This is a genomic window from Planctomicrobium aquicomposti (assembly GCF_051466325.1).
Classification (GTDB): domain Bacteria; phylum Planctomycetota; class Planctomycetia; order Planctomycetales; family Planctomycetaceae; genus Planctomicrobium.
This window is the reverse complement of the sequence record NZ_CP195792.1, coordinates 4233737-4246732: the sequence shown is the minus strand read 5'-3', so window position 1 is coordinate 4246732 and position 12996 is coordinate 4233737. Positions and strand designations below refer to the sequence as shown.

Annotated in this window: 11 protein-coding genes; 8 read left to right on the top strand and 3 right to left on the bottom strand. The window is 61.5% G+C overall.

The window, feature by feature from the left end; genetic code table 11:
* Positions 1-19 precede the first annotated feature (19 nt).
* Positions 20-799, bottom strand: coding sequence for an NIPSNAP family protein (locus SH664x_RS16405; RefSeq protein ID WP_437202714.1), 780 nt, complete (start codon positions 797-799; stop codon positions 20-22).
* Positions 800-983: 184 nt separating this feature from the next.
* Positions 984-1145 (bottom strand): DUF6800 family protein, encoded by a 162-nt coding sequence (locus SH664x_RS16400; RefSeq protein WP_437202712.1) that lies wholly within the window; start codon positions 1143-1145, stop codon positions 984-986.
* A gap of 185 nt (positions 1146-1330) precedes the next feature.
* On the opposite strand from SH664x_RS16400, the gene SH664x_RS16395 reads away from it, so the two are divergent.
* From SH664x_RS16395 to SH664x_RS16365, 7 genes are all read left to right on the top strand, one after another.
* Positions 1331-1759: an HIT domain-containing protein gene (locus tag SH664x_RS16395; protein WP_437202710.1), complete on the top strand. Its 429-nt coding sequence runs from the start codon at positions 1331-1333 to the stop codon at positions 1757-1759.
* Positions 1760-1954: 195 nt separating this feature from the next.
* A complete protein-coding gene (locus tag SH664x_RS16390; RefSeq protein ID WP_437202709.1) occupies positions 1955-2617 on the top strand; it encodes a MotA/TolQ/ExbB proton channel family protein in 663 nt (220 codons plus the stop codon).
* Complete coding sequence (locus tag SH664x_RS16385) at positions 2614-3447, top strand: hypothetical protein (protein WP_437202707.1); 834 nt, start codon at positions 2614-2616, stop codon at positions 3445-3447. The genes SH664x_RS16390 and SH664x_RS16385 overlap by 4 nt, the downstream gene beginning before the upstream one ends.
* 63 nt (positions 3448-3510) lie before the next feature.
* Complete coding sequence (locus SH664x_RS16380; protein ID WP_437202705.1) at positions 3511-3990, top strand: hypothetical protein; 480 nt, start codon at positions 3511-3513, stop codon at positions 3988-3990.
* 167 nt (positions 3991-4157) lie between these two features.
* Complete coding sequence (locus SH664x_RS16375; protein WP_437202703.1) at positions 4158-5012, top strand: sensor histidine kinase; 855 nt, start codon at positions 4158-4160, stop codon at positions 5010-5012.
* Positions 4990-6294, top strand: coding sequence for a hypothetical protein (locus tag SH664x_RS16370; RefSeq protein ID WP_437202701.1), 1305 nt, complete (start codon positions 4990-4992; stop codon positions 6292-6294). Before SH664x_RS16375 ends, SH664x_RS16370 begins: the two co-directional genes overlap by 23 nt.
* A gap of 437 nt (positions 6295-6731) precedes the next feature.
* On the top strand, positions 6732-8423 hold the full coding sequence (locus tag SH664x_RS16365) for an ExeA family protein (protein WP_437202699.1): 1692 nt from the start codon (positions 6732-6734) through the stop codon (positions 8421-8423).
* A gap of 60 nt (positions 8424-8483) precedes the next feature.
* Here SH664x_RS16365 and SH664x_RS16360 read toward each other — a convergent pair whose 3' ends face one another.
* Complete coding sequence (locus SH664x_RS16360; RefSeq protein ID WP_437202698.1) at positions 8484-9059, bottom strand: hypothetical protein; 576 nt, start codon at positions 9057-9059, stop codon at positions 8484-8486.
* A gap of 195 nt (positions 9060-9254) precedes the next feature.
* Between SH664x_RS16360 and SH664x_RS16355 the strand changes: the two genes are divergently transcribed.
* Positions 9255-12659 (top strand): DUF4175 family protein, encoded by a 3405-nt coding sequence (locus SH664x_RS16355; protein ID WP_437202697.1) that lies wholly within the window; start codon positions 9255-9257, stop codon positions 12657-12659.
* Positions 12660-12996 lie beyond the last annotated feature (337 nt).

The following is a 12996-nucleotide window of genomic DNA, read 5'->3' as shown; positions in this document are numbered from 1 at the left end:
CCCCTTCGCTTTCACTCGCTCAGGGCGCTGCCGGTGTCGCTTCTGGCGGCTTCGGCTGGGGGGAAAAGTCGGTGAGGGTCAGGTAGACCGACTCGGGAGGCCGGGCGGTCAGCTTGCCGTTCTTCTCGGATTCTGCCTTGGCGGCCTTCCATTCCGGATCGTCGATAAAGGCTTTCCATGATGCGTTGGCAGCATCCCGATTCTCGTGCTGCAGGATGTAAATGAGCGTGTTGGCGTTGTGGGGAGCCTCGGTGGGGGTCCAATACCCGACAGCCTTCATGCCGTGCTTCTGCAGCAGCTTGTCCGTGTGATTGCGGAAGCGGGCGTGCAGATCGTCCAGCTTCCCTTCTGCGGCTGTGTAGGTTCGCAGTTCATAGAGCTTTCCAGGGGCCAGTGGCTCGATCGCCGGAGAGTAGTCTGTCTTCCGCAGGAATGTGTTGGTGACTCCCTTCTCGACGAGGATCTTCCCCTTCTTCTGGCTCTCTTCGACAACCTTCTTCCAGTCCTCGTTGGCTCGGAATTTTTCCCAGGAGGCCTTGGCGGCGTCGGGGCTCGCGTGCTCGAGAATGTAATAGAGCGTGTCGTGCTGCTGGGGGCCGGAGGCGACGTTCCAGTAGGCGATGTTCTTCATTCCCGCCTGTTCGAAAAAGTTCAGCGTGTGTTCACGAAACCGCTTCAGCAACGTCTCGAGCTTGTCGGGGTTGGCCTTGTAGATTCGCAGTTCGTAGACCGTGTCGTCCGCGAAGGTCACGGAAGCGATTGAGCAGAAGAGCAGGGCAGCAAGAACCAGACGTCGCATCGTGGTCTCCCGAGGGCAAGAGGGCGGGGAAGATGTCGTCAGCGGCAGGCGCGCCGAGGGGGGGAATTAATCGAAGCAAATCGGCGGCTGCCCATGGGAAAGCGAGGGCTGCGCAGCAAACAAGCGAACAGTGCGGTCCACTGTTCGCCGGGCTGACTCATTGGTCAAACGGAAGCAGACCGCCTTACGGCAGCGTCGCGAACGGGCTCAGCTTTTGAACCTTGGCGACGATGGTTGCCTTCTCCGCATCGTTCTTGGCGGCGGCGAATTTCGCACGCAGCTTTTTCAGTTTTACGGTGCGAGCCCGGCGGCGGGCGATTTCGCGAGATCTTTCGACGCGACCCATGTGCTTCGCTATCAGTTACTTACGGTGGAAAGTGTGTTCCAGATTCCAACAACCCGGAGCAGGGAACTCAGAAGGGTATCGAGCAGGCTGCTGCGGGTCAACGCTGGCTCTGCTCCGTGACCCGGGAAGCCGCAGCCGATATTGTGGCTCCCCGAACGGTTTTCGAGACGTTTTCAGGACGAACAATGGCTCCTCAGATTCACCCGCAATTGCTGGCAGACTGTCATCTCATCGGCCGCTGGCCCCGCTGTCACCTGCTGCTGAACCGGAACGCGCTGCTCCCGTGGTTTATTCTGGTCCCGGAGACGGAGCAGGCCGATCTGCTGGATCTCGACGCTGAGCAGCGGAACGAAGTGATGGGGCAGGCGGCTCTGGTGGCGGCCTTTGTGAAGGAGCGTTGGCAACTCACGAAGACAAACTTCGGGGCGCTGGGGAATGTTGTCCCTCAGATGCATTTGCACGTCATTGGTCGGTCTGTCGACGATGCCTGCTGGCCGAAGCCGGTCTGGGGAAATCTGGGTTCGAGTCAGGAGTATGCTGCGCAGTCCGTGCGGGAGATCCGGCAGGCGCTGGCGGCGCGGGATCCTGCGTTTCAACCCGCGCTGGAAGAATGACCGGAGCCACGCCCGGCTAAGAGCCCTCGCAACTGGCGCATTGCACAGAATCGGCAGAGGGGCAGCGGCATCGGTTCGAATCGCTGTTGACCGGATCTCCTTTCCAAGCGATGTTGATGGAAGCGGCTGAGGCTTTCAGTCGATGATGACCGCGCTGGCTCGATCCGCGAACACTTCCACTGGGAAATCGGCTGGATGTCCAATCTGCTGCAACAGCTGTCGGTTCTCTCGCGATTTGTCATCGTCGGCGCGTTTTGTGTGCACCTGTTTCTGTTTCTGGTGTTATGGATCTGGTCGCGTCGGGACCTGCGGGCGATTGCCTCCGCGCTGTTCGATTTTACCAAGGGGCTGAAGAATCAGAGTCTGCTCGACTCGAACGCGCATCTGGCGGACCAGATCGAGACCTTTCTGGCAGACGTCAACGATGTGCTGGATGAGCCCTCGCGCACGTCGCAGCGTCGGGCCCTGCTGGAGCGGATGCGGGTCCTCGATGAAAAACGCCAGTATCTGAATTCCGTCACGTTCGAGACCTATTACACCATCGCGAGAAACATGATCGAGGCCTACCCGCTGGCGGGGGTCCTCGGCACCATTCTCGCGATCGGAGCCGCCTTGCAGACCGACCCGTCGACGCTGCAGGGGAAGTCGATGGTCGGTCTGATTCTGCAGAATTTCGGCGATGCCATCTGGGCGACTGCCGCCGGGCTGGTGTCGGCCATCCTGCTGATGTTCGTGAACAGCTGGGTGGAAGCCCCGTTCATTCGCCTCTCGGAGAGCCGCCGCCATGTCCGCGAAACCGTGGCCCGCGCGAAACGTGAGCTGACTTTGACCGAGACCGGCGATGGAGCGCTGTCATGACAGGACGGCGCCTGACGATTCAACTGGCTCCACTGGTCGATCTGCTGCTGATCGTGGCCTTCTGCCAGTTCCTGGAAGTGCAGGAGAAGTCTGAGGAGCTGTCGAAGCAGTCCGTCGTCGCCGTGGCCGACCGGGACGCCGCACTGGCCCGGCTGAACGCGGCACTGGTCGAACTCCAGTCGGTCGATCAGCGGTTGCAGGCTGCCTCTGCCCGGGCACTGGCTGCGGAATTGCATGTCGCCGCGGACAAAGATCGGCTGGAGCAATCACAGGGGGATCTGGAGCGGGCACTGGCACAGCAGCGTGTGCTGGGGGAACTGGTCACGCAACTGTTTCAGATTCCTCCCGACGACGTCGCCCGCATTTTTGATCCCGCCCGGGCAGCCCCCGGCAGTCAGTCACCGGCGGAGCTGCAGCAGCTGAAAGAGAAATTCCAGTCCCTCGGTCTGGAGAAACCGGGCCGCATGGTGGAGCATCTGTTATCCTATGAAGAGATCCGGAAACGTTGCGACGTCTGGGATCTGCATGTCGATGCCCAGGGGGTGGCGACCGTCACCGCGGGGAATCGCAGTACCCGCATCCGGGTGATCACCGATGAGCCCGACAGCGTGGCGGTCGAACGCTTCGCGGCCGACCTGTACAACTGGTACCGGACTCTCCCTCAGCCCAAAAGTCTGGTGCTGGTTTTGCTGACTTACGATCGGTCCACCCGTATTCTGGTGACCAGCCGGGTGCGGCAGGCCTTGCCGGTCGTGGTCGCTCGGATGCAGGCCGACAGCGCGGGCCGGACTCGATTTGAATACGCCGATCTGGGTTTCCGGGTCGAATAAGCCACGGTTGCGAGAAGGCAAGCTCAACCTGCCGCGCACCGTCTGGACAAGGACTTCTTGATCATGAAACGACGATTCACCGGAACGATTCTGGCTTTGATCATCGCAGCGGGAATCTACATCGGGAACCACTGGAAAGGTCCCGGTCTGGGGGGCAGCGGGGTCGGCAGCGGAACCCCGAATGCCGTGGAGACGAGCGGCCCGACCGACAAGCGGATCCGGGTCGACAATTCGGTGCTGCGTTCCGACAAGCCCGCTGGCCCGACCACATTGAGCACTCCCTCGCCCCTGCTGGTGGTTGTCATTCATGGGGACAAATACCGCCTCGCCTCCGCCGAGAATCCCTCGCAGGGGATTGAAATCAGCCTGCCCGATCTGAAGGAACGGGTCACTGAAGTTCCCGGGAATGATCAGGGATTACGTGTTCGAATTCTGAACGCCCGGGATGCCCAGGAAGGAGCTCGTTCCGATCTGTACACCGCTCTGGCGGAAGCTGGGGTGAAACGGGAAGAGATTCAGGAACGGGCAGAGTTCGTGGATTGAAGAGAAAAAACGGGGGGGCTCCTGGAGATCACGGGTTTCCGGGGGAACTGATCTGTTCCGGAACCGGGACCTGCCGGAAACTCGGCTGTTCGTTTGAAGTCGCGGAGCCATCGCTGCCGATGGCTTCGGGGTGAGTCCGCCACCACCACGCGCCACGGGTTGTGCTTGTGATCGAAACGACTGATCAAAATGCCGCCTCGTCGGAAGTGCAAGAACTCCGGCAACGGATTGAGCAGCTGCAAAGCGAGCTGCTGGTGGCGCAGAAACTCGGTTCGATTGGCGAACTGGCGTCCTCGATTACGCACGAGTTCAACAACATTCTGACGACGATTATCAACTACGCCAAGCTGGGCCTGCGGCATCAGGATGCCGCCCACCGCGACAAGGCTTTCGACAAGATTCTTTCTGCCGGACAGCGGGCGGCCAAAATCACCACCGGACTGCTGTCGTATGCCCGTCAGCGGGGATCCCGACGAGAGCCCCAGAATCTGGCTCGCATCGTCCGCGACGTGCTCGTGCTGGTAGAAAAAGACCTGCATGTGCACCGCATTCACGTCGACCTGAAAGTCCAGTCGGAGCCCTTTGCCGACGTCAACGTGGGTGAAATTCAACAGGTGCTCGTCAATCTGATCATCAACGCCAGACAGGCGATGCAGCCCGGCGGCACGTTGACCCTCGGTGTCGCCGAGAACAGCGAAAACGGGATGGCGGAAATCCTCGTCAAAGATACCGGCTGCGGAATTCCCGCCGACAAGCTGCCGCAGATTTTCACCCGGTTCTACACGACCAAATCGGCCGACGCCCAAGGGCAGGGGGGGAGCGGTCTGGGGCTGGCGCTCTGCAAGAATATTATCGAATCACACGAAGGTCGGATCCGGGTTGAAAGTGCTGCGGGACATGGCACAAAATTTACTCTGAAACTACCTTTGGCCGCACGACCCAGCCTCGCCGATGCGTTGTGCCCGGCCGCCTCTCCGGCAAGGCCGCAGCGGGATGTCGATGCGAACCGAACGCAAGTTTGATCTCTTCGCGTGGATCAGCTTGTGCCTGTTGTCTCTCCTGCCGCGTCTGGCGGTCATGCAGCGCTATCAACAGGATCTGGGTGATGATCGCGATTACTACATCGCGATTGCTCAGGGAATTCAGGAGGGGCGGGGCCTTTCGATTCCCGGTGGAACGCTCCCCTCAGCGTATCGTCCCCCTCTCTATCCATTGCTGCTGGCTGCGATTCCTGAACCGGTTCGTCCCCAGGGGATCGCCGTTCTCCATCTGACCGTCTCGGTGCTGGCGGCGCTGCTGGTCTGGGGGACCGCCCGGAATCTGCTCCTCGGACGCTGGGAAAGCTGGTGGGCCGCTGCGTTCTATTGCGTCGACCCGCTGCTGTTGCGGTACTGTGTTTTTCCCATGACGGAAACGGTCAGCGCCTTTCTGGTGGCGTTGCTGATGGTGCTCCTGACGTGGCAGCCCCGGCGGCGCTTCAGCAATCGAACCCGGAGGTTACTGCAGCCATTTCTGGCGGGACTGGCCTTCGGGGCCTGTGTGCTCTGCCGCCCGACATTCTGGAGCTTCGGGGGACTCTATGCCCTGTTCTGGGTCTGGCATGAGAGCCGGCAGATGTCGGAAAATCTCGGTCGTCGACTCGTGCTGGGAACGCTCGGAGTTGCGGTGCTGGTGGTCCCCTGGCTGGTGAGAAACTGGCAGCAGCTGGGGAGCCCGATCTTCATGACGACGCACGGCGGCTATACGCTGCTGCTGGGAAATAACGAAGCGTTCTATCGCGAAGTGGTCGAACAGCCCTGGGGCACGATCTGGGATGGCTCGCATGGTCCCGGGCAAGCGGATTGGTTTTCTGGCATCGAACGCGAGATAGAAGCGGCCGGGGTCGATACGGAAGTCGAACGGGACCAGTGGATGTCGCAGCGTGCGGTCGAGACGATTCGCCGGTTTCCTGAGACGTTCGCGAAGGCCTGCCTGCTGAAATGGACCTGGTTCTGGAACGTGACGGGGCACTCTCCCACCACGCAGGGAGTTCCCCCCGCAGTCTTCTGGACGATCGGAGCTTACTATTCGCTGTTGTGGATCGGATTGCTGGCCGGATTCGGACAGCTGTTGCGACTGGCCTGGAGGCGGGATGAACAGGTCTGGCACTGGAGCGTGCCGGTGCTTCTGATTCTCTCAACCTCGGCGGTGCATCTGGTGTACTGGAGCGATGCCCGCATGCGGGGACCGATTGTTCCCGCCATTGCCGTGGTGTGTCTGGCCTGGCGACTGAAACGCGAATCGGGTGACCGTGGGCGCAACTGACCGTGGGCGCAACTGACAACGATGCAGGAGTGACCGGCTCCGGTGTCGCAGAGACAGGCGCTGATTGGACCCGTCGTGCTCTGCCGCGACGACCAACGGATTGGAGATTCCCGCCTGGGGCAGGAGAGAGCATCCGTTCCTCGTCCGTCATGACGAGATTAAAGCACGCATCAGTGAGAGAGATTCCGTTCCGCTCGTCAGTTGCGGTTCATCTTCGCCCAGAAGGATTCAGGACAGGCAGAATCTGCTGTCCCGTCGAGAGTGATCTCGTTCGGCAGGTTGGGTTATGACGACAATCCTCAATTTGCTGAACGACCCGATGTGTTTTTTTCGATCAAGGAAGAGACACGGCGCGCGCTGGCCTGCCAGACTGAGACCGATGTTCAGGCATGGATGCGTTTTTCCCCGGCGGTGCAGATTCACGGACGAGGTGGCGGGTGTACGAACAGTTCTTCGGCTTAACGCAACGGCCGTTTTCCGCAGTCCCTCATCCGGACGATTTTGTCGCATTGCCGACGTTCCAGGAAGCGCTGGACTCGCTGATCAACTGCGTCTCCCAGGCGCGAGGGATCGGTGTCATCACCTCCGCTCCGGGTATGGGGAAGTCGCTGATCTGCAAGAAACTGGCCGGGTTGCTGCAACAGGATTTTCTCACGATCTACCTCAGCACCGGCGCGTTTCAGACCCGCCGCGCCTTGCTGCAGGCGATTCTGTTTGAGCTGGGGATCAGCTACGTCGGCCTTTCGGAACAGGAGGCCCGCCTGCAATTGATCGAGCGGGCCCGGCAGGCGGGGGCTGCAGGCGGGGGAATGCTGCTGATTGTTGATGAAGCCCATCTGCTCAATCTCCGGTTGTTTGAAGAGCTGCGAACACTGACCGACTATGCTCCGGAAGGAGAGTCGCTGATCCGGCTGGTGCTGTGCGGCCAGTTTGAACTGGAAGAAAAGCTCGCTGACCCGGCCCTCTCGGCACTCAATCAGCGAATCGGTGCACATGTCTGTCTGGACCCGCTGACCTTCGAACAGTCCGCCCGGTTTTTGTCGCAACGCCTCTTCGAATGCGGAGCGACCGACCTTTCCAGTCTGGTCACCGATGCCGGGCTCGAGATGATCTGCCGCGCCAGCGACGGCAATCTGCGATGCCTTTCTCAACTGGCCGATCATTCCTTCTTGCTGGCCTTTGCCGATGAGGCCCGTCCGGTGACGGCGAACATCGTCCGGCTCGCATTGGACGATCTGAAAGAACTCCCGCTGCAATGGAACGACTCGATGCTGGCATCGATTGCCGAGCCGGGTGAACCCTCCGTTGCTGAAGATCCATTGCCGGATGATGAACCCGCGCTTCCCGCTCCCGCTGTGATGATGGTTGACCCCTCACAGCTCGAGACGGACGAATTCGTAATCCCCGACTTCCTGCGACACCCGGCGGATCACGAGCCAAGTCCTGATCCGGAGCCGGAAAAGGAATGTGTCGGGGGAACTCTTCCGTTTCACCATCAGGGTGAGACCGGCGAAGAGGACGAAGTGGAGTATGCCGTTATCGAAGTCGGTTCCGGCATGGATGCAGAAGCAGCCTCAGAAGAGAGTGAGACCACGGTCGCCAGCGCTGCGCTCCCCGAAATCATGGATGAATCAAGAGAGGCAGAGACCGACATGATCGAAGCACCTGTGATCGATCGCTACGCCACGCTGGACCGGATCTTTGAACTGCCGGAGGATCGGCGGGATTCCGTTCAGGTTCCCACATTCGAGCAGGAACTGGCTGCGGAGCAGGCGCTGCCGCGCTACGAATCGGCGACAGCCACCTGCATTCAGCAGTGCGAGATTCCCGAGCAGGAATTGCTGGAAACCGTGCGGCAATTGCGGCAGGAGGTCCAGCAACTCTCCAGTTGGTCGCAGGTCGATGATCAGGAAGAGACGATTCCGGACTACGAAGAGACCTATCGTCTGTACGACATCGTGGGTCCCTCCGGTGCTGTCTATCAGCGTGAGTTCACCGAGCAGGAACGACCGCTGCCGCAGGCGGAAGTGACCCGCTCCGAAGAGGCCCTCCCCCGACGCTACGAGCAATTGTTTACTCGGCTCCGACAGCGGCGTCGACGCATCGAAGCGGAAAAACGGGGCGAGTGATCCGGCGCGCTGGAAGCTGAGGCGTGAACTGCTGCTCTGCAGCGGAGCGGCTTCCCCCATTCACCGGCCGGAGCAGATCAGTTCGATCGCAATCACTCCCAGCAGGAGCAGTGTGACCCCGCCGAGTTCTCGAAGCGACGTCGCTGTCGCAGGGCGGGACAGCCCGAATCGTCCTCCCAAACCATCCCAGAGCAGGACTCCCGCCGGAATCGTGGCTGCGGCGAACAGGCCGAACTGCCAGACTGGGGTTCCCAGATTTCGGAGGTCCCACGCGTCACCGACGGGAGACCAGAGCCCCGAACTCAGATAGGCCCCGTTGGCGATCAGACAGAATCCGGCAAAAAAACGGAACAGGTCCGCCTGACGGGGCAGGACCTTACGCGATACCAACCAGACGAGGACAGGAAATCCGGCTCCCCAGCAGGGGCCCATCCAGATCACCAGTCTCGGCGAGAGATTCGGACTGACATCCGTTCGCGAGATCGCCAGCGGATGCAATACCACCGCTGTCACGCGGCTTCCGGTTCCCCAGGCAGCGACCAGATGCCCCTGTTCATGAACGATCTGCATCCCCAGCCAGCTCAGCAGGCACAGCTCCAGAAACAGGAGTCGCGGCAGCATTGACTGCGAGGGCATGGGGCTTCTCCGGCGTGCCGCCTGACAGGGACAGCCTGAACGTGATAGAATACAGGACGGGAATCTCGCCAGTCCGCGTACACTTGAACCTTGGACGAACTGCCGGGGTGTCGGTCGCAGGGGAGGTCGACTTCCCGGATTGTTTTCGAGATTCCTTACGCCCGACCCGCACGGTCTGTTGGAAAGGGAAGAGCAATGCCCGGTGCGCCGCGCATTCCCGCCGCGTTAACCGACCAGATTCAGCGCTTGCGTTCCCGCTGGAAGGCGGTGGCGATGGCTGGCGGCGTGGGAACCACGCTCTGGCTGACGGCCACGCTGTTCGCGCTGGCGCTGGTGATTGACCTGTTGATCGACCTGCCGGTCTGGGCGCGGGTCGGTCTGAGTCTGTCGGTTCTGTTCGGTGGGCTAGTGACCGCGGCGGTGAAAGTCCTCGGGCCTGCCTGGCGACGGATCGAAGACCAGAAACTGGCGGCCTATGTGGAGTCGGTTCATCCGGAACTCGATGAGCGGCTGATCTCCGCACTGGAGCTGGCTGAGGAATCGGCGGTGGAGAAAGCCTCGTCGTCGCCGGTCATGCGGCGTTGGCTGCTGGCGGAAACGGTGCAGTTTTCGCGACAGCACGATTTCGCCGACACGGTGAATGCAACTCCCGCGATTCGACGCTGCTGGGCCGGGGCGATTGCGCTCTGCAGCCTGCTGCTGCCGCTGATTTTCGCCGGAACAAGCTATGGAGTACTGATCTCGCGGTTTCTGAATCCCTTCGGCAATTACGAGCGGATTCAGAACCTGATGCTCGATGTCGTGGAGGGGGATCGGTTGGTCCCACGGGGTGAGGATGTCACCCTCATCACGCAGATCCACTGGCGGCTCTATGAAGGGACGATCCCTCCGACTGCTTGGCTGGAATGGACTGCAGACCAGGGGCCGGTGCAACGTCGTCGACTTGACTGGGACGATCAGCAGCAGGCCTATGTGGGGACCTTGTCCCGGGTGGAGTCGTCGCTCACCTATGATGTGGCTGCCGGTGGAGCCCGGACCCGGCGTTATCGTCTCGACGTTGCGGACCGACCTCAATTGTCCAGGCTCTCCGCGGAAATTGATCCTCCCGCGTACTCGGGGGAGGCCGCGGTGCAGTTGCCGACCGTGCTGGGGGAGATTCGTTGTCTGGAGCAAAGCCGCCTCGCGCTGCGGGCCGAATTCAGTCTGCCCGTCGTCTCGGCGGAGCTGCTCTGGCTGGATGGTCCTGCCGCTGCGGGGATGACTGACACGCTCTCCAATGGCCTGCCGGTGACCGCGCGGGTTCCGCTCCCTCTGTCGGCCGATGGGAAATCGGCGACATGGGAGACGATCGTTTCGCTTCGGGAAAGATCGGGCCGGTTTCTGGTACGAGGAACCGATGCACGCGGCTTCACCACCGGCGAGGAAGCGATTCGCCGATTGACCGTGTCTCCCGATTTGCCCCCTGTGATCGGAATCGCCGGAGCCCGCGAAACTCTGGAGGCACGCCCGAATGACATTCTGCACTTCGACGTGGTTGCAGGGGATGACTTCGGGCTGACCGACGTCGAGCTGCACTACGAATTGATTCTCGGAGCGAGCCGGGATCGGGGTCTGCTGAAAGTCCCGGAGCAACAGTTGCCGCAGCGGAGCCTCGCACATTCGTTCACGCTGGACCTGACACAATTCAATCCGCCCCTCGGCAGCGTGATGACCATCAAGGCGCGGGCTGTGGATAATCGTCCTGTTCCGCACCCGAACGAAACCTGGACACAGCCGACCCAGATCACTTTCCGAAGGAATGCCCGCCCGCTGGAAGACCACGCGCTGACGGAGGAGCAGCAGCGGCTGGCCCAAGTTCTGGATGCATTGCGTGCCGAACTCGACAAGCTGCAGGAGCAGGCCCGGCAGCTGCAGAACGATGCCAAAACCGACATCGCCCGACAGCGCGAATGGAAGCGGGATGAGGAAACATCGCGATTGCAGCAGCGACTGGATGATCTGCAGGAACAGTACAAGAAGTTGGACGAGGTGTTCTCGCAACAGCCGCTGACTGAGCCGTTGGCGGAGCAGGTTCAGCAGATGCTCGAGGAGCAGATTGCACAGGCCCGGCAGGCGATCGAAAAGGCCCAGCAGTCTTCGCTGCGCGACAAGCCGCAACCGTTTGGCGAGGCCGCCGAGGCACTGGAAGCGGCCTCGAAGAAGACCGGGGAAATGCAGAGTCAGTTTCAGGAAATCGCCTCGCTGCAGCGGGACCTGCTGGAGTTGGGCCGCCTGGCCGATCAAACCAGCCGTCTCGCCGATCGGGTGGAAGATCTGGTGCAGCGGGCCCCGAAGGAACGTCATGTGGAAGAGGCCCGACGCGCGAACCTCGACAATCCCGAAGAGCAGGCCGGGCGGTGGCAGCGGGATCATCGGCAGTCGCAGCAATTGCATCAGCAACTGGAGCGACAACTCGCCGAACTGGCGAGCCAGCGTCCGGAACTGAAAGGGAGCGCCATTTCCGCGCTGCAGCAGCAGCTGACCCGCGTGGCCGATCAGACCCAGCAGCTCGCTGACCAGCAGCGTGAACTGCAAGGGACGAAGGAGGCCGAGCAGCCGACGCCCCCTGCGACTTCACCAGCTCGAGAAGAAGGGGAGGCCCCTCCGGCTCCCACCGATGATGAGCGGAGTTCTAAGGAAAAGGAAGCCGTCACCGCGGCAGCGGAGCGGGCCCGTCAGCAGGAGCAACAGGAAGAGTTGCAGCGTCAGCTGTCCGCGACCCGGCAGGAGCTGCAGGCGGCGACCCAGGACTTGCAGTTGCCGATCATCAATTCGCCGGATCATGCGGAGTCCGCGGAGAAAGCGAATCAGCTGGCCGGTGAGGCCGAAGCCGCGATGGAAGGTGCGCGGCAGCAGTCGCAGGCGGGGAATGCGTCAGGCTCACAGCAGCAGCGACAGCTTGCTGCCGAAAAACTGCAACAGGCGGCGACCGCGACACGACGAGCCTCCGAGCTGCCACTCCCGGCTGAGAACCCTCACCTCCCTCCCGAGGTGAGTGAACAGATTGCGTCGGCCGCGCGGCAGCTGCGCCGAGCGGGCGAGCAGCTGGCCCAGCTTGGCCCGGCTTCGGATGCGCAGGGAACGCAAGAATCTCGCGAGGGAAATCAGTCCCCAAGACCGCCCCAGACTTTCAGTAATAAAAAGAAGTCGTCGTCTGGTGACCCTGCGAAAACCTTGCGAGAGGCGGCACAGTCGTTCGCGTCTGCCGCGGAGTGTGCGGGCGGGAAGGGGGGCGGGAACTCTTCCAAAGGGAGCCCCCGCTCTTCGGCCAGTGCCCAGGGGCAGGGGGGACAGCGAGGCAACGCGGGACAAGAGAGTCAGAAGTCGGGAAGCAGCCCCGGTGGGGGCCCACGGGGGGAACAGGCGAGTGATCTGCTCTCGCAGCTGGAAGCGAATCTGGGGCAGGTCTCCAATCGCAACTGGGGACGACTTCCCGGCAAGCTCGGCACCGAATTGCTGGAGTCGGCCCAGCGGCGGCCGACCGGGGAATATGCCCAGCCGATCCGCCGCTATTTTGAGAGAATCTCCACACCACAACCGGCTGAAATTCCACGGGACTGAATCCGGTGAATTCCGCTTCCCCTGAGGGCCGTACGAGTGGCATTCCAGAAGGCTGCCAACTAGAGCGAATCTCACTGACGCTTGGCGTTCTGGCGGCAGAAAACCAAGCGTTCTACAAAGATTTTCCACACAAACGCCGCCACACTTCCCCGGGATCGGGGCTAACTGCCAAAAGCTGCCGTGCTGGCCCGGTGATTTCTGCTTGCCCGCTGGGAGAATCGTGTTGATGCCTGTGTAAGTCGCCACGCCGTTCGCCCAGCCGTTTCCTCGCCAGCTGGCATTGCTGCCGCCATTGAACTCTTTCAGCCCGGCATTGATCTCCAGCAGGTAGTTGATG